The organism is Streptomyces sp. NPDC040405, from assembly GCF_055595765.1.
The window spans coordinates 27,862-51,979 of record NZ_JBVIVI010000014.1; the positions used below are offsets into that span (position 1 = coordinate 27,862).

The 24,118-nt window shown below is 70.5% G+C and carries 23 protein-coding genes and 1 pseudogene; 20 read left to right on the top strand and 4 right to left on the bottom strand.

Annotation, left to right across the window (positions count from 1 at the left end; genetic code table 11):
• Position 1: 1 nt before the first annotated feature.
• The 13 genes and pseudogenes from ACZ59A_RS38035 to ACZ59A_RS38095 all read left to right on the top strand — a co-directional run bounded on the left by ACZ59A_RS38035 (position 2) and on the right by ACZ59A_RS38095 (position 10,625).
• Positions 2-820: an aldo/keto reductase gene (locus tag ACZ59A_RS38035; RefSeq protein WP_470968583.1), complete on the top strand. Its 819-nt coding sequence runs from the start codon at positions 2-4 to the stop codon at positions 818-820.
• A gap of 11 nt (positions 821-831) precedes the next feature.
• Positions 832-1,869: an NAD(P)-dependent oxidoreductase gene (locus ACZ59A_RS38040; RefSeq protein ID WP_470968585.1), complete on the top strand. Its 1,038-nt coding sequence runs from the start codon at positions 832-834 to the stop codon at positions 1,867-1,869.
• A complete protein-coding gene (locus ACZ59A_RS38045; RefSeq protein WP_470968588.1) occupies positions 1,866-2,633 on the top strand; it encodes an SDR family NAD(P)-dependent oxidoreductase in 768 nt (255 codons plus the stop codon). Before ACZ59A_RS38040 ends, ACZ59A_RS38045 begins: the two co-directional genes overlap by 4 nt.
• Positions 2,626-3,621 carry a sugar phosphate isomerase/epimerase family protein gene (locus ACZ59A_RS38050; RefSeq protein WP_470968591.1) on the top strand — a complete coding sequence of 332 codons (996 nt, stop codon included), beginning with the start codon at positions 2,626-2,628 and terminating at the stop codon, positions 3,619-3,621. Before ACZ59A_RS38045 ends, ACZ59A_RS38050 begins: the two co-directional genes overlap by 8 nt.
• Positions 3,622-3,650: 29 nt before the next feature.
• Positions 3,651-4,415, top strand: a complete 765-nt coding sequence (locus tag ACZ59A_RS38055; RefSeq protein WP_470968594.1) for an SDR family NAD(P)-dependent oxidoreductase — start codon at positions 3,651-3,653, stop codon at positions 4,413-4,415.
• Positions 4,412-5,176 carry an SDR family NAD(P)-dependent oxidoreductase gene (locus ACZ59A_RS38060; protein ID WP_470968597.1) on the top strand — a complete coding sequence of 255 codons (765 nt, stop codon included), beginning with the start codon at positions 4,412-4,414 and terminating at the stop codon, positions 5,174-5,176. The genes ACZ59A_RS38055 and ACZ59A_RS38060 overlap by 4 nt, the downstream gene beginning before the upstream one ends.
• 15 nt (positions 5,177-5,191) lie before the next feature.
• Complete coding sequence (locus ACZ59A_RS38065; protein ID WP_470968600.1) at positions 5,192-6,232, top strand: L-idonate 5-dehydrogenase; 1,041 nt, start codon at positions 5,192-5,194, stop codon at positions 6,230-6,232.
• A 33-nt stretch (positions 6,233-6,265) separates the two neighbouring features.
• A complete protein-coding gene (locus tag ACZ59A_RS38070; RefSeq protein WP_470968603.1) occupies positions 6,266-6,943 on the top strand; it encodes a 4-carboxy-4-hydroxy-2-oxoadipate aldolase/oxaloacetate decarboxylase in 678 nt (225 codons plus the stop codon).
• A 17-nt stretch (positions 6,944-6,960) separates the two neighbouring features.
• Positions 6,961-7,404 (top strand): annotated as a pseudogene (locus ACZ59A_RS38075) (NAD(P)-dependent oxidoreductase); the annotation flags it as partial.
• Between the two features lie 41 nt (positions 7,405-7,445).
• Entirely contained in the window at positions 7,446-7,832 is a 387-nt protein-coding gene (locus ACZ59A_RS38080) for an NAD-binding protein (protein ID WP_470968606.1), read from the top strand.
• A gap of 32 nt (positions 7,833-7,864) precedes the next feature.
• Entirely contained in the window at positions 7,865-8,851 is a 987-nt protein-coding gene (locus ACZ59A_RS38085; RefSeq protein WP_470968608.1) for a LysR substrate-binding domain-containing protein, read from the top strand.
• A gap of 9 nt (positions 8,852-8,860) precedes the next feature.
• On the top strand, positions 8,861-9,484 hold the full coding sequence (locus tag ACZ59A_RS38090; protein ID WP_470968611.1) for a HutD/Ves family protein: 624 nt from the start codon (positions 8,861-8,863) through the stop codon (positions 9,482-9,484).
• Between the two features lie 247 nt (positions 9,485-9,731).
• A complete protein-coding gene (locus tag ACZ59A_RS38095; RefSeq protein ID WP_470968614.1) occupies positions 9,732-10,625 on the top strand; it encodes a methyltransferase domain-containing protein in 894 nt (297 codons plus the stop codon).
• A gap of 183 nt (positions 10,626-10,808) precedes the next feature.
• On the opposite strand, the gene ACZ59A_RS38100 is transcribed toward ACZ59A_RS38095, so the two are convergent.
• A complete protein-coding gene (locus ACZ59A_RS38100; RefSeq protein ID WP_470968617.1) occupies positions 10,809-11,225 on the bottom strand; it encodes a MarR family winged helix-turn-helix transcriptional regulator in 417 nt (138 codons plus the stop codon).
• A gap of 115 nt (positions 11,226-11,340) precedes the next feature.
• Here ACZ59A_RS38100 and ACZ59A_RS38105 point away from each other — a divergent pair, with 115 nt between their 5' ends.
• Positions 11,341-12,255: an alpha/beta hydrolase gene (locus ACZ59A_RS38105; RefSeq protein WP_470968619.1), complete on the top strand. Its 915-nt coding sequence runs from the start codon at positions 11,341-11,343 to the stop codon at positions 12,253-12,255.
• A gap of 40 nt (positions 12,256-12,295) precedes the next feature.
• Here the strand turns inward: ACZ59A_RS38105 and ACZ59A_RS38110 are convergent, their stop codons facing one another.
• Positions 12,296-13,831, bottom strand: a complete 1,536-nt coding sequence (locus ACZ59A_RS38110; protein ID WP_470968621.1) for an IPT/TIG domain-containing protein — start codon at positions 13,829-13,831, stop codon at positions 12,296-12,298.
• A 383-nt stretch (positions 13,832-14,214) separates the two neighbouring features.
• Between ACZ59A_RS38110 and ACZ59A_RS38115 the strand changes: the two genes are divergently transcribed.
• Positions 14,215-15,267, top strand: a complete 1,053-nt coding sequence (locus ACZ59A_RS38115) for a fatty acid desaturase family protein (RefSeq protein ID WP_470968624.1) — start codon at positions 14,215-14,217, stop codon at positions 15,265-15,267.
• A 266-nt stretch (positions 15,268-15,533) separates the two neighbouring features.
• Here the strand turns inward: ACZ59A_RS38115 and ACZ59A_RS38120 are convergent, their stop codons facing one another.
• On the bottom strand, positions 15,534-16,871 hold the full coding sequence (locus ACZ59A_RS38120; protein WP_470968627.1) for a HupE/UreJ family protein: 1,338 nt from the start codon (positions 16,869-16,871) through the stop codon (positions 15,534-15,536).
• 4 nt (positions 16,872-16,875) lie between these two features.
• The gene (locus ACZ59A_RS38125) at positions 16,876-18,123 is read right to left on the bottom strand and encodes a DUF3500 domain-containing protein (RefSeq protein WP_470968629.1); all 1,248 of its coding nucleotides are present in this window, start codon (positions 18,121-18,123) and stop codon (positions 16,876-16,878) included.
• Between the two features lie 210 nt (positions 18,124-18,333).
• Between ACZ59A_RS38125 and ACZ59A_RS38130 the strand changes: the two genes are divergently transcribed.
• The 5 genes from ACZ59A_RS38130 to ACZ59A_RS38150 all read left to right on the top strand — a co-directional run bounded on the left by ACZ59A_RS38130 (position 18,334) and on the right by ACZ59A_RS38150 (position 24,095).
• A complete protein-coding gene (locus tag ACZ59A_RS38130; protein WP_470968632.1) occupies positions 18,334-19,044 on the top strand; it encodes a response regulator transcription factor in 711 nt (236 codons plus the stop codon).
• Complete coding sequence (locus tag ACZ59A_RS38135) at positions 19,041-20,459, top strand: sensor histidine kinase (RefSeq protein WP_470968634.1); 1,419 nt, start codon at positions 19,041-19,043, stop codon at positions 20,457-20,459. The genes ACZ59A_RS38130 and ACZ59A_RS38135 overlap by 4 nt, the downstream gene beginning before the upstream one ends.
• Positions 20,460-20,467: 8 nt before the next feature.
• On the top strand, positions 20,468-21,715 hold the full coding sequence (locus tag ACZ59A_RS38140; RefSeq protein ID WP_470968637.1) for an aspartate aminotransferase family protein: 1,248 nt from the start codon (positions 20,468-20,470) through the stop codon (positions 21,713-21,715).
• 26 nt (positions 21,716-21,741) lie between these two features.
• Positions 21,742-22,821 (top strand): phosphotransferase, encoded by a 1,080-nt coding sequence (locus tag ACZ59A_RS38145; RefSeq protein ID WP_470968639.1) that lies wholly within the window; start codon positions 21,742-21,744, stop codon positions 22,819-22,821.
• A gap of 101 nt (positions 22,822-22,922) precedes the next feature.
• The gene (locus tag ACZ59A_RS38150) at positions 22,923-24,095 is read left to right on the top strand and encodes an ROK family transcriptional regulator (protein WP_470968641.1); all 1,173 of its coding nucleotides are present in this window, start codon (positions 22,923-22,925) and stop codon (positions 24,093-24,095) included.
• Positions 24,096-24,118 lie beyond the last annotated feature (23 nt).

A 24,118-nucleotide genomic window follows, 5' to 3' on the forward strand; every position in this document is an offset into this window, starting at 1 on the left:
CATGGATACGACCCTCCAGCCCGGAGCGGGCCGGATGCCCACTGCCGACGCGGGCGGCCGCGTCATGCCCCTGCTCGGCTTCGGCACCCACCCGATGCGCGGCGACCAGGCCACCGAGGCCGTGCTGACCGCGCTCTCGGTCGGCTACCGGCTCGTGGACACCGCCAGCCGCTACCGCAACGAAGCGGCCGTCGGCGCGGCCCTCACGGCATCCGGCCTGCCCCGGTCCGACCTGTTCGTGACCACCAAGATGCCGCCCGACCAGGTCGGCCGGGAACGGCTGACGCTGGAGGAGAGCCTCGCCGCGCTCGGCTGCGAATACCTCGACCTATGGCTGATCCACTGGCCACCGGGCGGCTTCCCGGGCGTCACCAGCTGGCGCGAATTCCTCCGCGCCCGCGACGAGGGACTCGTACGGGCCATCGGCGTCAGCAACTACTCCGTCGACCTCATCGACGCCCTGCACGAGGCCACCGGGGTGTACCCGGCCGTCAACCAGGTGCAGTGGGGGCCGGGCGACTACGACGCGGACTTCGCCCAAATGCTGCGCCGGCGCGGCGTGGTGCTCAGCGCGCACAGCCCGCTGCGCAGCACCGACCTCGACCATCCGCTGCTCGCCGACATCGCGCGGCGGTACGGCCGTTCGGCCCGCGACATCGTCCTGGCCTGGAACCTGCACCACCGGGTCGCCGTGACCGTGAAGTCCGCACACCGGCAGCGGATGGAGCAAAACCTGCTCGCCGTCGACCTCGTACTCGACCCGGCGGACATCGCGGCGATCGACGGTCTCTCGACCGTCGGAGCCCGCGGGAACGGGTGAGGGAGGCCACCGTGGTGTATCAGGTCGTGGTCACACGGGGTTATGCCGAGCCGGACGGTTCGACCATCTTCGGCGACATCGGGCTCTCCCGGCTGACCGACGCCGGGCTGGCGTGGCGGGTGCTGGACGAGGAGGTCGAGGAGCTGCGGCCCGACCAGCTCGACGAGGCGGACGCGGTCCTCGTCCTGGGCCACGAGCGGGTGTCGGCCGAGTCGATACCGGGCAACGGGCGGCTGCGGCACGTCGCGCGCTTCGGCGCGGGCTTCGACGCCGTGGACACCGGTGCCTGCGCCCGGCGCGGGGTGCTGGTGACCAACACGGCCGCCGCGGTACGAAGGCCGGTGGCCGACTCCGTGATCGCGCTGCTGTACGCGCTGTCGCACCACCTCGTCGTCAAGGACCGCCTGGTGCGGGACGGCCGGTGGGCGGAGCGCGGGGCGTGGCGCGGCTCCGGGCTGACCGGCGCGACGGTGGGCATCGTCGGACTCGGCGGCATCGGCCTGGAGACCGCGCGCCGGGTGCGTGCGCAGGGACTGCGGGTGCTGGGGTACAACCGGAGCGACCGCGGTCGTGAGGCGGCCGAGGCCGGTGTCGAACTCCGTTCCCTGGAAGGGCTGTTGATGGAGAGCGACTATGTGGTGGTCACCGTCGCCGCGAACGCCGGTACGCGACATCTCATCGGGGAACGTGAACTCTCGCTGATGCGGCCGACCGCCCGGCTGATCAACGTCTCGCGTGGCGTGGTGGTCGACGAGGGGGCGCTCACCGCGCGACTGTCGGACGGACGGCTGGCCGGGGCGGGCCTGGACGTGTTCACCGAGGAACCGCTGAAGGCGGACAGCCCGCTGACCGCGCTGGACAACGTCACCCTCGCCCCGCACTCCCTGTGCTGGACGGACCAGTACACCGCCGCCGTCTCGGCGAGCGTGATGGCGTCACTGATCGCGGCCAGCCGCGGCGAGCAGCCCGACGAGACGGTCAACGGGCCTTTCCCGGACGGTACGTGGCCGCGCCGGAACGAAATCGACGACGAGAAGGGCAGGACATGACGGACGACCCTGGACACCGCGGTACGGCGGTCATCACCGGAGCGGCGTCGGAGCGCGGCATCGGCCGCGCGCTGGCGGCGCGGCTGGCCGCCGCGGGCTGGAGCCTCGGCCTGCTCGACGTCGACGCGGAGGTCGAGAAGGTGGCCGCCGCGCTGGGCGCCGAGCACGGGGTCGCGGCGGTCGGCGTGGCCGCGGACATCGCCGACCCCGCCTCCGTGGACACCGCCGTCGCCACGTTCGAGACGGAACTGCCGCCCGTCGCCGCGCTGGCCAACATCGCGGGCATCAGCTCACCGGTGTCCTTCCTCGACGTGGACCTCGCCACGTGGGAACGCGTCCTGCGGATCAACGCCACCGGCACCTTCGTCGTGAGCAAGCGGGTCGTGCCCGGCATGGCGGAGCGCGGCTACGGCCGGGTGGTGAGCCTCGGGTCGACGGCGATGCAGAACGGTGGCGGTACGTACAGCAAGTCCACCTACGCCGCGTCCAAGGGCGCGATGGAGGCGTTCAGCCGCGCGCTCGCGCTGGAAGTGGCCCCGTACGGAGTGACGGTCAACGTGGTCGCACCGGCCACCATCGACACCGACATCATGGGCGGCCGGATCACCGACGACCGCAAGCCCGCGTTCCTGGCGCAACTGCCGGTCGGACGGCTCGGTACGACACGTGATGTCGCCGCGCTGATCGAGTTCCTCTTCGGCGAAGAGGCCGGATACATCACCGGCGCGACCTACAACATCAACGGAGGTCTTCGCATTGGATAGGTCTCCCGTGCCCCCGGTGCACACCGAGCGGCCGTCCCTGGCCGTTCCCTCCGTGCTCCCCGCGCCCCACACGCCCGGGGAATGGCCGATCGCCGCCGCCATGCTCCAGTTCCCGCCGCACGCGGCCGACGGCACCCCGGTGGAGAAGCTGGACCCCGACGAGTGGCGCCGCCTCCTCCAGCCCGTCGTCGACGAGGGGTTCACCCACCTGGAGCTGTCCACCGCCTGGCTGCCGCTGGGCGACCTCGACCGGACTCGGCTGACGGCGCTCGGCGACGTCCTGGACGACGCCGGGCTCGCGGTGCCCGGGGTGGGCGTGGTCCGGCAGAGCGTCATCCACCCGGAGCGGGGGGAGCGCAACCTCGCCTTCTCGCACCGGACCATCGACGCGGCCGCCGCCCTCGGCTCGGACATCGTGTGCCTCGGACTCCACGACACCCTGACCCCGAAGCAGCAGCGGGCGCTGTGGTTCTGGACGGTGCCGGGGGACGTGGCACCGGGCGACCCCGAGGTGCGCGACCTGGCCGTACGCCGGTTCCGGGAACTCGGCGACCACGCCGCCGACGTCGGTGTGGAGCTGTCCCTTGAGCTGTACGAGGACACCTACCTGGGCAGCGCCGACGAGGCGATCCGCTTCCTCGACGACATCGGACACCACGCCGTGGGGCTCAACCCCGACCTCGGCAACCTCATCCGGCAGCAACGGCCCATCGACACCTGGGAATACCTGGTCTCGGTCACCGCGCCGCGCACCAACTACTGGCACATCAAGAACTACGCGCGCCTGGAGGACCCCGCCACCGGCACCGTCCTCACCCACCCGACCCCGCTCGAACTCGGCATCGTGAACTACCGCGCCGCCGTCCGCTACGCCATCGCCCACGGGTTCCGCGGCGCGTTCGTGGTCGAGCACTACGGCGGCGACGGCCTCAGCGTGGGCGCCACCAACGCCGCCTACCTCCGGCGCATCCTCCCGCGATCCCGCTGACCCCGCCCCGACCCAATGACAGGAGAACCGTGACATTCCCCCGTGACCGCACCGCGATCGTCACCGGAGCCGCCTCCGAGCGAGGAATCGGCCGGGCCACCGCCTCCTGGCTCGCGGCCGAAGGCTGGTCGGTCGCCGTGTTCGACCTGGACGAGGAGGCATGCCACGACCTCGCCACACACCTCCAGAACGAGCACGGCGTGCCCTGCCTGGGCCTCGGCGTGGACATCCGCGACCGCGCCGCGGTCCGGACGGCCGTGGACCGGGTGAACGAGGCACTGCCGCAGCTCGTCGGCCTCGTCAACAACGCCGGGGTGAGTTCGCCCGTACCGTTCCTGGAGGTCTCGGAGGCCGAATGGCACCGGGTGATCGACGTCAACCTCAACGGCACCTTCCACGTCACCCACGCCGCGGCGCAGATCATGGCCGGGCACCGGCTCGGCCGCATCGTGAACGTCTCGTCCGCCTCGGCCGAGCGCGGCGGCGGAGTGTACGGGCGCGCCGCGTACTCGGCCTCGAAGGCGGCGCTGCTGGGCTTCGCCCGCACGCTCGCCCGGGAGCTGGGCCCGTACGGCATCACCGCCAACTCCGTGGCACCCGGCTCCATCGACACCGACATCATGGGCGGCCGACTGTCCGACGAACGCAAGGCGGTGCTGCTCCAGGAGCTGCCCGTGGGGCGGATCGGCACCGTACGCGATGTGGCGGCGGTCATCGCCTTCCTGCTGAGCGAGCACGCGGGCTACCTCACGGGCGTCACCTACGACGTCAACGGCGGGTCGCACATCGCATGACACACGACGAGGAGACCACCGTGGACGACGTTCCGTTCACCGCCGACCTGAGCGGCACGACTGCTGTCGTCACCGGAGCCAGCAGCGGCATCGGGCACGCCATCGCCGACCTCTATCTGCGCAACGGCGCCACCGTCGTGGGCATCCACCGCCGCAAGACCACCGGCCACGAGGGGCGTTACGTCCCCGTGGTGGCCGACCTCGGCGACCCGGCGCAAGTACGCGCCACCGCGGCCGAAGTGCTGCGGGACCACCGGGTCGACATCCTGGTCAACAACGCGGGGCTCAACATCCGCCACCCCGTCGAGGACTTCCCCGTCGAGGACTGGGACCGGGTGCAGCAGCTCAACGTCCGGACGGTGGTGGAGCTGACGCAGGCGTTCGGCCGCCCGATGCTCGAACGCGGCTCGGGGGTGATCATCAACCTGGCGTCGATGCTCTCCTTCACCGGCGGGTTCACGGCCTCCGCGTACGCCGCGTCCAAGGGCGCCGTCGGGCAGTTCACCAAGTCGGTGGCCAATGAATGGGCCCCGAAGGGCGTACGGGTCAACGCCATCGCGCCGGGGTTCATCGCCACCGAGATGAACACCGCGCTCGTCGCCGACGAGACCCGCAACCGCCAGATCCTCGACCGCATCCCGGCGGGGAGATGGGGCACGGCGCAGGACATCGCCGGGGCCGCCCTCTTCCTCGCCTCCGACGCCGCCCGGTTCATCCACGGGACGGTCATCCCCGTCGACGGCGGCTACCTCGGCCGCTGAAAGGAGCCCATCCACATGAAAGCCGTCGTCGTCCACGGACCGGGAGACCTGCGCGTGGACACGCTGCCCGACCTCAAGGTGGCGCCGGACCGGGTCGCGGTGCGCATCGTGTACGGAGGCATCTGCGGATCGGACCTGCACTACGCGGCGGACGGCCGCAACGGGCCGTACACCGTCACCGAGCCACTGGTGCTCGGCCACGAGGTGGTCGGCGTCGTCGCGCGGACCGGCCAGGACGTACGGGACGCCCCGGCCGTCGGCACCCCCGTCGCGCTCCACCCGGCGACACCCTGCGCGCCGCCCGGCGCCACCTCCGCCACCGGACTGCATCTGCGCCCCGGCGGCACCTACCTCGGCAGCGCCTCGACCCAGCCGCACACCCAGGGCGGCTTCGCCGAACTGCTGGAGGTGGCGCCCGGACAGCTGCGGCCACTGCCCGACGGACTCCCGCTGCGCCGGGCCGTGCTCGCCGAACCGCTGGCCGTCGCCCTGCACGGGGTGGCGCAGCTGGGCGAGCGGGTACGGGGCGCACGGGCACTGGTCAGCGGCGCGGGCCCGATCGGCGCCCTCGCGATCGCCGGACTCCGGCACGCCGGTGCCGCCCAGATCGTCGCCGCCGACCTCAAGGACTTCCCGCTCACGGTCGCGGCGGCGGTCGGCGCGGGGGAGACCGTGAACCTCTCCGCCGGAGGTTCCGTTCCTGAGTCCTCCTTCGACGTCGTGGTCGAGGCCGCGGGCGCCGTGCCCTCGCTCGCCACCGCGCTGAGTGCGGTGCGACCCGGCGGCGCCGTGCTCCAACTCGGCATGCTGCCACGCGAACCCGTGCCGGTCGCCATGTCGACCGTCATCGCCAAGGAGATCGCCCTCTACGGCTCGCAGCGCTTCGACACCGAACTCGACGCCGCCATCGCCGTCCTCGCCGCGGACCCGTCGCTCGACGCGGTGCTCAGCCACGAGTTCGGCATCGACGACACCGCGGCGGCCTTCCGCTGCGCGGCGGACGCCTCCCGGTCGTCCAAGACGGTGCTGCGGATGTCCGCCGACCCCCAGAAGTGAGCCCACCGAACGCTGTCTGAAGGGAAGCCCGCCATGATTCATGTCCGTACCAAGATCGACCGCCCGTCCGCGGACGTGGTGGCCGCACTCGGCCAGTTCTCCGCCGCCACCATCCACGAGGCACAGGGCCGCAAGGGCGCGCTGGCGCACCGGCTGAAGCCCGTGGACCCCGCCATGTCGTTCTGCGGCCCCGCCTTCACCGTCGAAGCGCAGGCAGGCGACAACATCATGGTCCAGGTCGCGATCTCCTACGCCCAGCCCGGCGACGTCGTGATCGTCGCCGGTTCGGAGTTCGAGCAGGCGGGCTCCTTCGGAGACGTGCTCGCCACCGCGTGCAAGAGCAAGGGACTGGCCGCGTTCGTCACCGACTCCGGTGTGCGCGACAGCGCGGACCTGCGGACTCTGGGCTTCCCCGTGTTCTCCGGCTCCGTCTGCATGGAGGGAACGGTCAAGGAAACCCTGGGCCCGGTCAACCGCCCCATCTCCATCGGCGGCCGCATCGTCCGGCCCGGCGACATCCTGCGCGGCGACGCCGATGGCATCGTCGTGATCGATCCGCAGGAGGCGGAAGAAGTCGTACGGCTCTGCCAGCGGCGCGAGAACCACGAGGCCGGAATCCGGGAGCGGCACCGCCGCGGCGACGCGACGCTGATCGAGGTGCACGGCCTCGTGGAGAAGCTGAAGGCCAAGGGTCTGGTCGTCGAGGAGTGAACGGACCCGCTGTCGGTGTGATCGGCCTCGGCCCGATGGGCGCGCCCGTCGCCGGACACCTCGCCCGCGCGGGCTTCCCGGTCCAGGTATGGAACCGGACCCGCGCGACGGCGGACACGTTCGGTGACCGTGCCGTCGCACATCCCGAGGAGCTTCGCGCGAAGATCGTGCTGTCGGTCCTGCCCGACGTCGACCATTTCGATACGGTCGCGCCCGACCCGGTGGTGCGCCGCTGGGCCGAGCACGGCACCACCCATGTGGTCGTGCTCAGCACCACGTCCCGGGAGAAGGTCCGGGGGCTCGCCGAACGGCTCGGCCGGTCCGGTGTCACGCTGGTCGACGCGCCGATGAGCGGGGGAGACGCCGGGGCCCGCGCGGGCACACTGAGCCTCATGGTCGGTGCGAGCCCGGAGGCATACGCCCTGGTGAGGCCGGTGCTGCGGACCTTCGCCACCACAGTCGAGCACATGGGCCCGCCCAGAACGGGCACGGTGGCGAAGCTGTGCAACCAGGTGATCGTGGCGGCGACGCTGGTGTCCGTCGCCGAAGCCCTCGACCTGGCCCGGCGGGCCGGACTCCACGGCGAGCAGCGATCCGCGTACTCCAGGGCGGCCTGGCCGCCGGTGCCGTGCTCGACGCCAAGGCCACGAAGATCCTCCACCGGGAATACAGCCCCGGCGGAAGCGCGGCCAACCAGGTCAAGGACGTCCGGTACGCGGCAGAACTCGCCGACGAACTGGGCGCCGGACTGCCGCAGACGCGACGTACCGGCGCCTTGTTCGAGGAACTGCTCGACGCCGGGCTCGGCGGCGCGGACCACGCGGCCGTCTACGAGGTGGTCTCGCGGGCGACCCGCACACCCGTTCCCCGGACCGGCCGCGGAGGGTAGGTTCACCGCATCGACCGGCGAGGAGGACCGCGATGGACACCCGCAGACTCGCCTACTTCGTCCGGGTGGTGGACATCGGCAACATCACCCGGGCCGCGGACTCGCTGCACATCACGCAATCGGCGCTCAGCCAGCACATCTCGGCGCTCGAGAGCGACGTCAAAACCCGCCTGCTCGAACGCACCGGCCGCGGCGTGGAGGTTACCCCGTCCGGACGCTCCCTCTACCGCTACGCACAGGGCATCCTCCGCCTCGAAAAGGCCGCACGGATCGATCTGCACGCCGGCAACGACACCCCGGCCGGACTGGTGACCGTCGGCCTCGCCTCGTACAGCATGGCGCCGGGCCTGGCCGTGCCACTGCTGCGGAAGGTACGCGAGCGATATCCGAACATCCACCTCCAGCTGATCCAGAACCTGACGGTGGTCATGAGCCAGGCGGTGCTGCTCGGCCAAGTGGACATGGCCCTCATCTACGACCCCGGCTATGTGAAGGGCCTGGTGGTCCAGCAGGTCCTGGAGGAGGACTTCCACCTGATCACCAGCGCCAAGATCCCGCCCGTAGCGAGCCGCGGTGACACCGTCACGCTCAAGGAGGCCAGCCGCCTGGGCTTCATCCTGCCGAACGAACTGCACACCGTCCGGCGGATCACCGAAGCCGCCTTCCACACCGCCGGACTGCACTGCTCGGTCGTGGCGGAAGTCGAGCCCGGCATGGTGCTGCGGGACGCCGTGGTGAGCGGCCTCGGCGCCACGGTCCTGCCACTGTCCGCTGCCAGAACCCACTTCGCCCCCGAAGAGATACGCGCCTACCGCTTCGCCGACGGCCGCCTGCGTACCGCCATGTCCCTGTGCACCCCCGAGGTACAGCCCCTCTCGGACGCCGCCGCCCTGGTGGCGGACCTCCTGTGCCAGTCGCTCCAGGAAAGCCGGGCCTGCACGTCGCCCCCGGGGCGGGCCGAGGCGACGCTGCCTGCGGACTCGCTGTTGGACAGGCCACGGCAACGTTCCACGCCATAGGATCTCCGTATGCCCGACTCACCCGCCACCGAGCCGAAGACCACCCGTGGCACGCGACGAGAGACGCCGCTTGACGACCCGGCGCGCACACGTCTGCTGCCGGCCGCAGAGCATGTGGCCCTCGCCTGGAAGAACGGTGGCGGAACCACCCGCGAGATCGCACACTTCCCTTCCGGTGCCGATATGCACGACTTCATCTGGCGCGTAAGCCTCGCAGATGTCGATGCGGATGGCCCCTTCTCCGTGTTCGGGCAGGTCGACCGCATCCTGACCATGGTGGAGGGGGCGGGGATGGAACTCACCGTGGACGGACACCCGCGGCTCATCGACACCCGTTACGTCCCACACGAGCTGAGCGGCGACGCGCCCACAGCGTGTCGCCTTCTCGATGGGAAAGTCGTCAACCTCAACGTGATGTGGCGCCGAGGACGAGCCCAGGTGTCCGTGGCCATCGTCCGTGGCCGCCGTGCGCTCTCCGTAGCTTCCGGTGCGCAACTGCTGGTCGTGGCGCTGGACATGCCCACCACGGTGTCCGGGCTGTCTCTGTCCCGCTACGACGCCGCGCTGCTGAGCGGCGGAGACGCCACGCTGGACACCACGGGCGCGGCCGTGTTCACGCTGGCGACGGCCTGATCGCGAAGAGGTACCACCCGTCACGAACGGGGACGTGCATCTGCTGGATCCGCTGGCCCCGACTCTAGGTCGTGATCGAAGGCGTCCGGTACGAAGTCGAACCCGCATGGCCGACAGCCCGGTCAGTGCGCTGGCTGTGGGGGCCGAAGACACCGTGCTGTAGGACGTGCGGAGTTCGCTGGCTGTGTGAGGCATCCCTCTCCCGCCGTCGTGGCGCTGGTGACCGGGGAAGGCCGACCATGTAGTCATGACCTCCTCACCCCGCCCGCCGCACGTCGGTGGCCGACCGGATCCGACAGGCGGGACTACCTCGCTCGGTGGAGAGTCCGCTCCCGCCCGCGGGTACCTGCTGGACAACGCGCGCGCCGAGGCGGGCGAGCGATTCATCTGGCTGGCCGAGCTGTTCGACGGTGTGACGCGCGGGCACTTCGACCGACTGGGGATCACGGCTGGCTCGCGCTGCTGGGAAGTGGGGGCCGGTGGCCCCAGTATCCCGGAGGCGCTCGCGGCGGCCGTCGGTCCGACCGGGCACGTGCTGGCCACGGACATCGCCCCGTCGTGGCTGAAGGCAGGCGACGGGTACGAGGTGCGTCAGCACGACGTCGCCGCTGATCCGCCCCCGGAGCCGGGGACGTTCGATCTGGTGCACGCCCGGCTCGTGCTGGTCCATGTACCCGACCGGGCTCGCGCGTTGGCCACGATGGCGGCAGCGCTACGGCCCGGCGGCTGGCTGCTGATCGAGGACGCCGATACCGCTCTGCAGCCACTGGCATGCCTGGACGACAGCGGCCCTGCGCAGCGGCGGGCCAACCGGCTGCGCGACGCGGTCCGGGAGCTGCTGACGCGCCGCGGCGCGGACCTGCGCTACGGCCGGACACTGCCGCGGGCATTGCGTGAGGCCGGCTTGGTAGACGTCGCCGCGGCGGGCTCATTCCCGGTCGGCGGGCTGGCCTGCGACCGGCTGGAAGCGGCGACCATCCAGCACGTGCGCGGCGAGCTGCTCGCGGCCGACCTGTCCGACGACGCCGAGATCGACGCGCACCTGGCCGCCATCCACGCGGGCGAACTCGACCTGACACTCGCGCCGCTGATCTCGGCCTGGGGACGCCGTCCAGCCGAGCCCCCTCCGGCACTCGGTTAGGGCGGATCCAGGCGTTGTCCGACCTGCCCACAGTGCTGTTCGCCGAGGGAGATCAGGCAGCCCGCGCAGGTGCGCGCTGCGCGTCACCCCCGATCCCGGCTGCTCTGCGTGAGGCGAAGCGGGACCGGATCGAGGAGGTCCTTGACCGTTTCCCGGACCGCGGGTGGTGCCTTCGATATGGTCTCATTCTGGCGACTTGAGCATCTCCAGAAGGATGCGCTGCAGATCGGTGCGGTCCTGCGGGGTAATCCTCGCCAGCCTGCGGTCGAACTCCGCCGCGAGCGCTGAGAGCGCGCGGTCCCGCGCCACCTCGCCCTCGGCGGTCAGTATGAGCCGATGCCGCCGCAGGTCTTCGTCGTCGATCTCGCGCCGTATGAACCCCTTTTCGGCGAGGTTGCGGACGTAGACCGTCACGCTCGCCTTAGGGATCATCAGCGCCGCCGCGAGTTCGGCAGGGTACGGCGACGCGGCCACCTCGGCCAGCACGAAGAACTCCTTCGTCTCCAGCCCGAGTTCGGCCAGTTCAGCGCCGCAGGCACTCATCACGACGCTCAGCAGACGCTGGTTCAGCGTCCACAGCTGCGCCCCGTCAACCGCCACGCAAGCCCCTCCAACTATCCAGATGATACAGTTCTGAACTAGTTCCAAACTGTACTAGATAGTGCTTCGTGCTGGACGGTTATGGAACAAACACCGACGCGAAAGGCGCCATCGGATGCTTCAGCACATTGCGATCCCGCGCGGACCGATCGATCTCGCGGCTGACCTCTACCTGCCCGACAGCATCGACGACGCGGCGCCGCTGCGCGCCGTGGTGCTTTCCACGCCCGGCAGCAGCGTGAAGGAGCAGATCGGCGCGAACTACGCGTCCCGTCTTGCCGCCCGCGGCGTCGCGGCGCTCGTCTTCGACCCCGCCCATCAAGGTCAGAGCGGCGGAGAACCCCGCGACCTCGAAGACCCCTACCGCCGCGGCGAGGACATCTCCTACGCGATCGATACGCTCAGCACGATCCCCCGCATCGACTCCGAGCGCATCGGCATCCTCGGCATCTGCGCCGGCGGAGGCTACGCAGTGCACACCGCCCGCACGGACCACCGCATCAAGGCGGTCGGCACCGTCGTCCCAGCCAACATAGGCACGTCGTTCCGCAGCTTCCAGCCGGACGGCGCGGCGGCCGCACTCGACACGATGGCCGACGCGCGCATCGAAGAGACCCGCTCCGGTGAGCCGACCCGCGTGAGCTGGCTGCCCGACACCTTGGAGGAAGCCACAGCAGCCGGGCTGACCGATATCGACACGACCCAGGCAATCACCTACTACCGCACCGAGCGGGGCAGGAACGAACACTCCACGAACCGTCGCCTCTCGCGCAGCGACTCGCTGCTGCTGGGCTACGACGCGTATCACCTGGTCGACCGGCTCATGACCCAGCCGCTGCAGGTCATCCTCGCCGGACGCATCGGCAACACCGGCTCCTACGAGTCCGGCATGCAGTTGTGGAAGCTGGCACCCAACCCGGTCGACCTCATGGTGGTCGACGGCGCCGGTCACTACGAGATGTACGACGAGCCCGAGTACGTCGACGCCGCCGTCGACCGGCTCGCCAACTTTTACTTGAACAACCTGTAAAACGCGATCCGCCCGGGCGGGGACGCTCGTGGCCACGCGGTCACAGATCCGGGTACGCGAACTCGTCGGCGGGGCTGGCCGGGGAGGAATAGCCGTTGGACACCACGGTGATGTTGACGGTCGAGGGCTTGCCGACGCCGGTGACCCCCTTGGGCGCGTCGACGACGATCGTGTCGGGCGGGGTGATGCTGGGGCCGGTGGCCTGCACACCGGCGAAGAAGACCGCGGCGTCGGAGCCGAAGTTGACCCCGGTGATCTGCACGGAGGTACCGGCCGTGCCGGAGTCCGGGCTGATGCTGGTGACCCGCACCGGGGAGGGGCCGCCGTAGGCGAACTGGGCGGTGAGCACGGCCGGGGAGGTGCCCAGGCAGGTGGTGACCCGCACCGCCGTCACGCCGACGCCCTCGGGCGCGGTGGCGGTGATCGTGGTGCCGCTCCCGCTGACGGTGACGTCCGTGCACGCGAACGGGCCGAAGTCGACCATGGCGCCGGCGCCGAGGCCGGTGCCGGTGAGGGTGACCTGGGTACCGGCTCCGCCGGTGTCGGGGCTGATGCCGGTGATCTGCGGGCCCGCGGGCAGGACGGGGGCGCCGAGCAGGCTCAGGTAGGTGTTGTTGGCGTGCTGGTAGGCGGCTTGGCCCATGAAATCCTGCAGGGACTTCCGCTGCAGGTTCGGGTCGTTGACCCCGTAACCGCTGTTCAGCTCGCTGCAGGGGCCGGGCTGGGCGTAGGTGTTGGGGCCGGGCAGGGAGGCGATCGCGGTGATGACGGCCTTGGCGTCGACGTCGGCCACCGGGCCCTTGCCCGGGTACCAGCCCTTGGCGGTGTCGATGCCGGTCCAGGCCAGCGGCACCACGTCGTAGCAGTTGACGTAGCGTTGGTTGACGGCCCAGGACAGGGTGGGGCCGGTGAGGTAGCTCGCGAAGTCCGGGCCGCCCGCGGTGGGCGCGGCGAAGGTGTAGAGGCCGAACGCCGGGGCGGTGGCGCCGGGCCAGGTCAGAGTCTGCAGGTAGGGGGCCACCATGGTGGCCAGGCAGCCGCCGAGGCTGTGGCCGATCACGAGGACCGTCGGGTTCGCCGGCGCCGCGGCGAGCGCGCCGGACAGCGCCTGCACCAGAGTCAGGCCCGCCGCGCTCATGGCCATGACCTGGCTGAACGCCTCCATCGCGCCCTTGGAGACGTAGACCGGGCTCGTCGGCTTGCCGACGGCGGTGAACGGGACGACGGTGCCGACGTCGAGGTCCTCCAGCAGGTCGGTCACGTTGCCGACCGTGCCGCGCAGCACCACGGCGAACTGGTTGGATCCGTCGGTGGACTTGGCCAGGTAGGCCATGTTCGCGTTGCCCTCGCTCAGCGCGGCCCACAGCAGGCTCCAGTCGCCCTGGGTGGCGAGACCGGGGTCGGCGAGTTGCTGGTTGATGCCCAGGATGACCCGGGTGCACTGCTCGGCGACCGACTCCTCCGACGGACGCGGGGTCGCGGCAGTCGCCGCGATCCCAGCCAGAGTCATCGCCACCTGAGGCGACGCCACCTGTGGCGTCGCTTGGGCCGCCCGTGCGCTCTGTTGCGTCGACATGCTCAACTCCCTCGGATCTCACCCGACCCCGCCGGACGGGTCGTGCGCAATCTAGTTTCGGTGGTGTGTGCCGCATGGATCCGGCGGCATGTCGACGTTGAGTGATACACGGGTGGACGAGCGCTGGCGTCGCGGTGCCCGCCCGGACCCGTGCTCCGGCGCACCTTCACCAGCGCCGCAGGAGTGGTCCGCGGGTTGACTGGGGTGTTCCGGTGTGGTGGTCGTCTGGAGGTCGGGACCGGGGGTGTTGCTGGCCCCCTTCGGGTTCCGGGGGTTGGCCCCCGGTGGGGTCGGGGTGTTGACGCCATGGCGCCGCATGGCCTCTGGTCCGTACGTTTAAGCAGGTCAGAGCGTTGTTGGCCGATTCAGGACCGGAGTCCTCCATGTCTCAGACCGCCGCGCCGTCTGTGTCTACCGCGCCCGTCGGCGTCGCCGCGCAGCGGGGGAGTGAGTTCACTCCTCTGCTGCGGAGGGTCAGGGGGCGGGGGCTGCTGGAACGTCGCAGGGGCTGGTACGCGCGGATGATCACCGTGAACCTCCTCGCCCTGGCGGCCGTGGTGACAGGGATCGTCATCGCCGGGGACAGCTGGTGGACGCTGCTGCTGGCCGTGCCGCTCGCCATCCTGTCCGCCCGCACCGCCTACGTGGGTCACGATGCCGGGCACGCTCAGATCGCCGTCGGCCGCCGGGCGAACCGCGCCATCGGACTCCTCCACGCCAATCTGCTCCTGGGGATGAGCTACGGGTGGTGGAACGACAAGCACAACCGCCACCACGCCAATCCCAACCACATCGACAAGGACCCGGATGTCCGAGCCGGGGCACTGGTGTGGACAGCGGAGCAGGCCGCTGTGCGCCGGGGATTCGCCCGCTGGGTCACCCGCCACCAGGCCTGGCTGTTCTTCCCGATGCTGCTGCTCGAAGGCATCGCCCTGAAGGTGAGCAGTGTCCAGGACCTGCGGCGGCAGCCGGTGCGCGAGCGGGCAGTCGAGGGCGCGCTGCTGGCGCTGCACGCTGCCGGTTACGGTGCCTTGCTGCTCACCTGCCTGCCGGTGGGCAAGGCCGTCGCGTTCGCGCTGCTCCATCAGGCGCTCTTCGGGCTGAACCTGGGAATGGCCTTCGCGCCCAACCACAAGGGCATGGAGATGCCTGACCAGGCGGGCGAGCGCTGGGGCCATCTGCGCCGCCAGGTCCTGACGTCGCGGAATGTCCGGGGCGGACCGGTCACGGACTGGTTCCTGGGCGGGCTGAACTACCAGATCGAGCATCACCTGTTCCCGAGTATGCCCCGGCCCCACCTCAGGCTCGTACGGCCTCTGGTCCGGGAACACTGCCGCAATCTGGGGATCCCGTACGCCGAGACCGGGCTGCTCGACTCCTACCGGCAGGGGCTGCGGCACATGCACACGGTCGGCGGTGCGGCCCGGCCCGAATGAGAGCACCGTCGGCCACGGGTCACGGAGCCGGGCCGATCGACCGTCGGGAACAACGCCGAGATCCTCGCGCTTCGCCATGAGATCGCCGTGCTTCGCGGACAGGTCGAGCGGCGGTGGTTCTCGTGGGCTGACCGTGCTGTGCCTCGGTCATCGGATTGCCGCCGCCACCATCCGGCGCGTTCCGCACCGCTCCGGTCCACCGCCCGCACCGCAGCGCGCGTCCCAGCTGCACGGGCAGCCCGAGCGGGCGTGGGCCTCGTCCATGATCAGGACGTGGTCGAGGGCGCGGGACGGGCGGGGACGCCTTCGGTGGGCTCGGGGTGTTCGGTAGCTCCCCACGGTGTCCGTGGGGCGACGGCGCGGGCGACGGCGGCGAGCGCCGCGACCGCCGCGGCGACGAGCAGCGGGTGCCCGACCAGCCACGTCTGGACGCCTTCGAACGGGTCGGCGGGGGTCAGCGTCGTACGTTCGAGCATCCACGACACCGAGAACAGCAGGCCGACGAGGGCGACGCCGACGCGGAACACGGGGTAGAAGGCGGTGCGGGCCAGGACGATCAGTGACGGCATCATCAGCGCGACGACGAGCAACTGCGTCAGTTCGATACCCAGGTTGAAGCCCAGCAACGTGGTCACGAGCGATCCGCGGTCGAGGCCGAGGTCGCCGATGAGCGAGGCGAACGCCAGCCCGTGGACGAGCCCGAACCCGCCGGCGATGAGCGGCTCGCCGCGGGCCACGAGCGGCCGGATGGCATGGACCGCGGACACCGCGATCGAGAAGGCGATCAGTGTCTCGACCGGCCGGGTCGGCAGGTCGATCACTCCGTTGGCCGCCAGCACCAGGGTGAGCGAGTGGCCCACGGCGAACGCGGACACCACGTGGACGACGCGGACGACGCCGCGTCGCACCGACGGGGCGGCGGCCCGCCATCGGCCTCCGGTGGCCATCAGCGGGGCCGGGATGAGGAGCATGAGGAGGAACAGCAGGTGGTCGGCGCCCTCACCGATGTGCTCGATGCCCAGGCCGGCGGTGGCGGCGAAGCCCCGCACCCATGAGCCTTCCCCAGCGGGGACCTTCAGGCTCTTGGTGTCCCGGTCGAGAACTCCGAGGGTTCGGGCGTCGTCGGCCCGGAGGATGCCGCGGTCGTAGTCGTAGCGGACGGTGGCGATGACCTGGTGGGTGACGAGTTCCTCGACGATGACGTCGTAGCGCAGGTCGAAGTCGGTGACGTGTCCGTCGGGCGGGCGGATCGTCAGCGGGTAGACGAGGTGGGCCGCCCCGTCGATCGTGCGGACCGCCGCCGTACCGAGTGTGACGGTCCAAGGGGAGGTGTCGCCGCCGGTGGCGCTGATGTGTTGTGCGGCGTAGCGCCCCAGGAACGCGCGGTCGGTGCCGAGGACGCTTGCGCGGGTGAGGTCGCGGTGCACGGCGATGGCCAGGCGGTCGATGGGCAGCTGGACCTCGCCCTCGACCCGGTCGTCCCGGATGTCGAGGACGACGGCCGAGGTCGCCATCGGATGGGCGGCGGCCGGCGACGCGAGGCCGCCGACCAGCATCAGCGCCGTGCACAGGAGCGCGGGCAGGAGACGGCGCACGGTGAGCATCCCGTCATTCCCAGCCGTAGTCGGCGGTCTCGTCCCGGAAGATCGTGTGCTGGTGGACTCCGTCGGTGGAGGCGCCGGGCTGGTTGGAGAACTCGATCCAGGCGGATGGCCCGTCAAGGCGTACGTATGTCTGGTCGTTGTCGAGTGTCGTCCCGCCGCTCCAGCCGATGTACGTCCTGTCGTACTCGGAGACGTACTTGGCGAGGAGCCGTGCCGCCGCCTTCTCGTCCAGGTCGTCCACCCAGGCCTTCAGCATCGCGGTGACCTTGGCCTGCTGCCTCTTGGTGAGGCTGCTGACGAGGACGCCTTCGGGCTGCTCGGGGAAGGGCCCGTCGTGGCCGGGGCCCAGATACAGGTCGTCGAAACTCCCGTCGATCCCGGCCGCGGCCAGCTCGGTCTTGGTGAGCGACTGGATGGCCTCGATGGTGGAGGTCCGCTTGTCCTCCAGCGGGGCGTAGTACAGGTCCTCCCAGTTGAACTCCATCGGTTCGACCGCGGTCAGGGTGGGCGAGATGCTCACGTTCTGGCCGGCGTAGGTGAGGGTGTACGCCGCGTGGTGGCCGCCGTACTGGACCGTGAACTCCCCGGTGCCGCTCGGCCGGCCGAAGAAGGAGATGTAGTACCACTCCGAGCCGAAGTTGGCGCCGCCGCCCGGTGGGCGCCCGCCGCCGGTGGGTGTGGCGCTGGGGCCGCCGGTGGGTGTGGCGCTGGGCGTACCACCGCTTCCGCCGCCGGGTCCGCCGGTGTCCGGGAGCGAGGCGAGGTAGTCGTCCGCCTTGCGGATCTCGACGAGCTCCTCGTAGCCCTTCTTGCTGAGTGCGGCCTTCATGACCTTCAGGGCCGCGGCCTGCTGCTCGTCGGTGAGATCGCCCAGCTTGAGGCCGTTGCGCTCCACGACCGGGGTCGGGAAGTTCGACCAGCCGGTCTTCTTGGCCGGGTCGTCGAAGTCGTAGAGGACCGCGTCCTTCTGCTCGTCGGAGAGCGTCGCGAGGAAGGCGTTGGCGGCGGCCACGACCTGTGCGGTGTTCGCGCCGCCGGCGCCGGTACGGGCCGCGGACGCCGGAATCCGTTTCTGGGGCGTCAGCGCCGCCGAGTCGTTCGCGGAGTTGAGGGCGGAGCAGCCGGTGACGCCGAGGCCGACACACGCGGCGAGGACCACGGCGCGGGCCAGGAGCGCCTGCTTGTGTCCTTGCACGCGTAACGGCGCTCCGGGTGCGGGGGAGAGGATGGCCGTACGGGGGACGGAAGACATGGGACTCCTGTGCGGGAAAGGGGGGCCGTCAGGGACCTCTATCGTGGGCGAGCCGTATGAGACTTCGGCTGGAGCCGGTCGGGAATCGGGTAAAGAATGGAGTCCGACACCGGCGGAAGCCCTGAGGCCGCGGCGAACCGGATCCCGGCCCGCCGCCGCGGCGCCCGGTTCGCGCTCACGAGGTGCCCGGCAGTGGGCCATCATGTGGGGGTGCCGAATCGTGTCCTCATCGCCGACGACGACCGTGCGGTCCGCGAATCCCTCACGCGTGCACTGGAGTTGGAGGGTTATCAGGTCGTCGCCGTCGCCGACGGGGTGGAGGCGCTCACCCACGTCCGTCGGGGCTCCTTCAGCGTCCTGGTGGTCGACGTGATGATGCCCCATGTGGACGGCGTCGCCGTGTGCCGCGTGCTGCGCGCCGACGGTGACCGTACTCCGGTGCTGCTGCTCACCGCGCGGGCCGGGACCCGGGACCGGATCGCCGGGCTGGACGCCGGTGCCGACGACTATCTGCCCAAGCCCTTCAGGGTGCCGGAACTGCTTGCTCGATTAAGGGCGTTGCTGCGTCGCGCCGACGCCGCACCGCAAGCCCGGGCGCCGGACCGGTCGGCCGCCGTGCTGTGGGTCGCGTCGCTGCGCGTCGACCCGGCTGCCCGGCGTGCCTGCTGGGGCGATGAGGAATTACGGCTGTCGCGTACCGAGTTCGACCTGCTGGAGCTCTTGGTGCGCAACGAGGGGCTGGTGATGGACCACGTGACGATCTACCGGCAGGTCTGGGGCCGTGAGGTCGTCGATGCCGTGGTGGACGCCAAGAACCTGGCGGGCTACGTCGGCTATCTGCGGCGCAAGCTCGCCGCCGCCGGTGCTCCGAGCCTGATCCACACGGTGCGGGGCGTGGGCTACGCGGTGCGGCGGTCATGAGCCTGCGCGCGCGGTTCGCGCTCGCCTTCGCCGCCGTCGGTGCCGTGGTGGCCACGGCGGTCGGTGTGCTGAGCTACCACGCCGCATCCGACCGCGTCATCGCGGAGATCGACCGGTCGCTGCGGTCGGCCATGGTGACCCTGGCACACGACCCGGACCGGGCGTCGGCCCTCTCGAAGGCGGCCGCGCGCGGCCCCGATCTCTACCCCGGGCAGGACAGACCCGGTCCGGGGGACGAGGACGAGTGGCAGTTCCCCGTGCAGGGCGTGGCTCGTGACGGCACGCCCACCTTCCTCGGCGGTCCGGCCGTGGCGCTGCCGGTGTCCGACACCACGCGTGACCTGGCCGCCTCTGGTACGTACGGGCAGTCCGACACCATCGAGGTCGTCGTGGGCGGCCACACCTATCGACAGCTGACCACCGCGCTGGGCGGCGACCGCGGGGCCCTGCAGGTGGCTGTCCAAGTCGACAAGACGCATTACGTACTGGGCGGCATGGCCAGGGAGATCGCGGGGGTCAGTCTGGTGGTCATGCTCGTGGCGGCGGGTGCGGGCAGGCTGCTCGCGCAGCGCATCACCCGGCGCCTGGAGCGGTTGGCCGGAGTCGCCGAAGGCATCCCCGCCGGCGGCCGGGTCCCCGCCGACGCTCTGGTGGGCGGACGCGACGAAGTCGGCCGCGTATCGGCTTCGTTCAGCAGGATGCTCGCTCGGCTCGCGGCTGCCCGTGAGGCCCAGGAGAGGCTGGTGCAGGACGCCGCGCATGAGCTGCGGACCCCGCTGACCAGCCTATGTGCCAACGCCGACGTGCTGCGCCGCGTCACCGAACTTTCCCCGGAAGCCCGCGACCGGCTCCTGGACGACGTCGACGGTGAGACGCGCGAGCTGAGTCGCCTGGTCGACGAACTCGTCGAGCTGGCCCTTGCCCGTCACCGCGAGGAGGCGGAGGAACCCGTGGAGCTGGCGGCGCTGGCCCGGCGCGCCGCCCGGCGCCTTTACCGGCGTACCGGACGCCTGGTCCACGTCGACGCCGACGGCTCCGTGGTCCTCGGCCGCCCCGAGGGACTCGACCGCGCGCTGGGCAACCTGCTGGAGAACGCCGCGAAGTTCGCCCCCGACGACCGCGAGCACATCGAGGTGCGCGTCCGCCAGGGCAGGATCACCGTCTCCGACCGCGGACCCGGCATCGACGCCGACGACACTTCGCGCGTGTTCGACCGGTTCTACCGGGCCGACACCGCCCGCGGCCTGCCCGGGTCCGGGCTGGGCCTCGCGATCGTGCGCGATGTCGCCGAGATCCACGGCGGCACGGTCTTCGCGGGCGCACGGCCCGGTGGAGGTGCCGCGGTCGGGTTCACCGTGAACAGCTCCCGCCTGGTGGCCCGGAAAGTACCCGGCGCGGCCAGCGCTCGGCCGTAGGGCGGCGTGTGGCTGCGCGGTTGCAGTCCACCATCCAGCGGCGAAACAACGTGCTGGGTCCCGGCTACACGCTGATCTACCGGGAGCCGGTCGAGTTCGTCTCCGGTCGAGGTGCTCACCTGTTCGACCGGGATGGCAACGACTACCTCGACGCCTACAACAACGTGCCGTGCGTCGGCCACGCGCACCCGCATGTCGCCGAGGCCGTGTCCCGCCAGATGAGCGCGGTCAACACCAACACTCGCTATGTGCAGGAAGCACTCGTCGACTACGCCGAGCGGCTTCTCGCGACCTTCCCCGAAGGGCTCTCGAAGGTCAGCTTCGCGTGCAGCGGGTCGGAGGCGAACGACCTGGCCATGCGCGTGGCCCGCTTCCACACGGGCGGCGAGGGAATCATCGTGACCCGCTGGGCGTACCACGGCCTGACCCGCGAAGTCGCGAGCTTCTCGCCGACACTCGGCGCCGGGTCACCGCTGGGGCCGAATGTCCGGCTCATCGATGCTCCCGACCCGCGACGCGTCCCGGCCGGCTCGACGCTCGCCGAGTACATGCGTGGCCAGGTCCGCGGTGCGATCGATGATCTGGAGCACCACGGCTACGGGCTCGCGGCGCTCATCACCGACCCCGTCGGTTACATGCGCGAGGTGGCCGAGGAGGTGCACGCCGCGGGCGGCCTGTACATCGCCGACGAGGTGCAATCGGGCTTCGCCAGGCTCGGAGAAACGATGTGGGGGTTCAGCCGCCACGGGGTGCTGCCGGACATCGTCACGATGGGCAAGCCCATGGGCAACGGCCTGCCGATCTCCGGCGTGGTGTTCAGGCCCGAGGTGTGCGACGAGTTCGGGCAGAGCGTCCGCTACTTCAACACCTTCGCCGGCAGTTCGATCCCGATCGCCGCCGGTGCCGCGGTGCTGGACGTCTTCGAGGCGGAGAACGTGCAGCAACGGGCCCGCGACAGCGGCAAGGCGCTTCGAGACGGCCTTGAGCAGATCACCTGCGAGTCTCCCCGCATCGCGGAGGTCCGCGGCAGTGGTCTCTACGTGGGCATCGAGCTCGTGAAGGACCGGGAGTCGCTGGAACCCGACCGAGCCCGGGCCGAGCACCTCATCAATGACATGCGCGAGCGTCGCATCCTCATCTGTGGCACCGGGCAGGCGGCCAACGTCCTCAAGATCCGGCCGCCGCTGGCCTTCGACTCGGCCGATGTGACGCGATTCCTCGAGACCTTCGCGGAGATCGCCAAGACCCGCCTGTAGCGGGCCGGAAGCCAAGGGACCGAACGTTGAGCACCTCACCTCCCGCACGTATCGCCCAGCAGCTGTTCAAGGAGAGCGGCTTGGCATCGTCGCACGAGCCCATCGACACGGCGCTGGTGGACGGGCTGCTCACCCGGCGCTATCGGCTGAGCGGAGATCTCGAGCGGCTGGCAACCGAGAAGGACGACACCTTCCGGCTCCGGACGGGGACGGCCGGGTATCTGGTCAAGGTCTCCCCTCCCGACGAGGCGGTAGCTATCGTGGCTCTGCAGACGGCCGCGATGCGCCACCTCGAATGCGAAGCCCCCTACCTCCCCGTCCAGCGGGTCAAGATGACCGTCGACGGCCGCGACAACGTAGCGATCGAGACCAAGGACGGCAGGCTCCGAGTCCTGCGCGTCTTCGACTTCATCGAAGGTGCCGTGCTGGCGTGGACGAACCCCGACGCGCAACAGATTGCCCAGGTCGGCCGGATGCTCGGGCGTGTGGACCTGGCGCTGCGGACATTCCGGCACTCCGCGGACGAGCGCCGCCTTGTCTGGGACATCCGCCACTTCCACCACCTGCGGGAGCTCGTCCAATACACGCCCCATGCCACGCACCGTCGACTGGCGCATGAGGTCTTCCACCTCTTCAACGAGGCCATCGCGCCGAGGCTGGGGGATCTGGAGACCCAGGTGATCCACGGCGACTACAGCCCCTACAACGTCGTCGTGGATCCCCGCGCGGACGGCTTCGTCACGGGAGTGATCGACTTCGGCGACAGCGTGCGCAGCGCCCTGATCTTCGATCCTGCCGTGTCGCTCGCGAACCTTCTCGGCCGGACTCCGTCAGATCCCTGGCGTGAAGCCTGCGCATTCGTCGGGGGATACGAGCTGGCACAGCCGATCAGGGGCAGCGAGCTGCCCCTCCTTCCCGTTGCCGCGCTGGCACGCCTCACACTGCGCGCGCTGATCACCGACTGGCGCGCGGACCAGGTGCCGGAGCGCCGCGACTACCTGCGCGAGCACGCCAAGGACGACTGGGACAACGTGGAGCGGGCCATGGACGTCGCCATGGACGAGGTCGTCGCCCGGTTGCTGAGCGCCCGCCACGACCATGCCTAGAGGCGGCTCAGGACCCTCGACTACGCGACGGGCACGTGCGCAAGTGCGGCAGACGCGCCGGGCTTTGGCGGCACCGCGCATGGACTCGCTAGGGTCATGAGGTGAGCAGCAGCAACCCCACACCACGCGACTACAACAAGGCGAACGTCCTTGACGTAGTTCTTTCGCGCGCGCCGTTGACCCGGAACAAGCTCATCGAACTCACGGCCCTGAGCAAGGCGACCGTCTCGAGGGCGGTCGAGGAACTGCGCGCCGACGGGTTCGTCGTGGACGGGGGAGTCGATGCCGTCATCGGGCGTGGCCGTCCGTCGACGTATCTTGATGTGCCCCCGACGACGGGGCACGTCGTGGGTGTCAGTTTCGGCGTCGTGACCACCTGTGTGCTGGTGACCGACCTGCGCGGCCGCGAGCTCAAGCAGGTGACCGTTCCGACGGTCGAGCACCACGACGCCTCCGCTGCCGGCGCGTGGCTGGTCGACCTGATCGAGCAGACCAGCGCAACCGTACGAGGGCCACTGCGCCAGGTCGTCGCGGCTCTGCCCGCCCGTGTCCGTGGCGGTACCGAGATCTTCCGGCCTGTCGGCCCCATGAAAATCTTCGCCGGCGGAGGTCTCCACCGAACCGTCGAGGACCTCGTCGGTGCTCCAGTGACCTTCGACAGTGACGCGAACGCGTCCCTGCTGGAGGTGCTCACGGACGACGCGAGCATCAGGAACGCCGCTCTGTTCAGCGTCAGCAGCATCCTCAATTTCGCCACCTGCACGGATCATGAACTCGCTCGAGGACGTACTCCAGCGTTCGGCGACTTCGGCGTCCTTTCCTCCGGCGTCGACGACCAGACCCTCGACGGGCTGCTGAGCACCAGAGGGCTTCTCAGGTTCGCTCATGAACACGGACTGGACCTCCAACGCGTCGAGGACCTGTGGCAGGCGCCGCAGGACGATCGAGCGCGTACGGAGGTGGTCGAGGCGTTCACCACGGCGATCACCACGGGCGTGAGCGTCGTCGCCGTGACGCTCGACCCCGAGTTCGTCTACTTCGTCGGCCGGCTGCGCCCCCTCGTGGACGAGGTGCTCCCCGAGGTACGAAGGCGACTCGACCGAACCTTGCCCACCGTCCCCCAGATCGCGACCGTCACCCAGGTATTGGGCCTCTCGACGGCACGCGGTGCGGTGTACGCGGGCCTGGCCATGACCCACAACCGCCTACGGGACGTGGTGCTCAGGGCACGCAGCCAGAGCCCGCAGCAGGAGCGATCCGCGCCGGCGTTCTGAGTCCCGTCCCCCTGTAGTACGCG

Bases quoted from the DNA above. Each gene is read 5' to 3' on its own strand.
- ACZ59A_RS38110 (WP_470968621.1), bottom strand. From the start codon at position 13,831: ATGTCGACGCAACAGAGCGCACGGGCGGCCCAAGCGACGCCACAGGTG.
- ACZ59A_RS38135 (WP_470968634.1), top strand. From the start codon at position 19,041: ATGAGCCTGCGCGCGCGGTTCGCGCTCGCCTTCGCCGCCGTCGGTGCC.
- ACZ59A_RS38095 (WP_470968614.1), top strand. From the start codon at position 9,732: ATGACCTCCTCACCCCGCCCGCCGCACGTCGGTGGCCGACCGGATCCG.
- ACZ59A_RS38090 (WP_470968611.1), top strand. From the start codon at position 8,861: ATGCCCGACTCACCCGCCACCGAGCCGAAGACCACCCGTGGCACGCGA.
- ACZ59A_RS38125 (WP_470968629.1), bottom strand. From the start codon at position 18,123: ATGTCTTCCGTCCCCCGTACGGCCATCCTCTCCCCCGCACCCGGAGCG.
- ACZ59A_RS38070 (WP_470968603.1), top strand. From the start codon at position 6,266: ATGATTCATGTCCGTACCAAGATCGACCGCCCGTCCGCGGACGTGGTG.
- ACZ59A_RS38035 (WP_470968583.1), top strand. From the start codon at position 2: ATGGATACGACCCTCCAGCCCGGAGCGGGCCGGATGCCCACTGCCGAC.
- ACZ59A_RS38105 (WP_470968619.1), top strand. From the start codon at position 11,341: ATGCTTCAGCACATTGCGATCCCGCGCGGACCGATCGATCTCGCGGCT.
- ACZ59A_RS38115 (WP_470968624.1), top strand. From the start codon at position 14,215: ATGTCTCAGACCGCCGCGCCGTCTGTGTCTACCGCGCCCGTCGGCGTC.
- ACZ59A_RS38065 (WP_470968600.1), top strand. From the start codon at position 5,192: ATGAAAGCCGTCGTCGTCCACGGACCGGGAGACCTGCGCGTGGACACG.
- ACZ59A_RS38045 (WP_470968588.1), top strand. From the start codon at position 1,866: ATGACGGACGACCCTGGACACCGCGGTACGGCGGTCATCACCGGAGCG.
- ACZ59A_RS38120 (WP_470968627.1), bottom strand. From the start codon at position 16,871: ATGCTCACCGTGCGCCGTCTCCTGCCCGCGCTCCTGTGCACGGCGCTG.
- ACZ59A_RS38060 (WP_470968597.1), top strand. From the start codon at position 4,412: ATGACACACGACGAGGAGACCACCGTGGACGACGTTCCGTTCACCGCC.
- ACZ59A_RS38085 (WP_470968608.1), top strand. From the start codon at position 7,865: ATGGACACCCGCAGACTCGCCTACTTCGTCCGGGTGGTGGACATCGGC.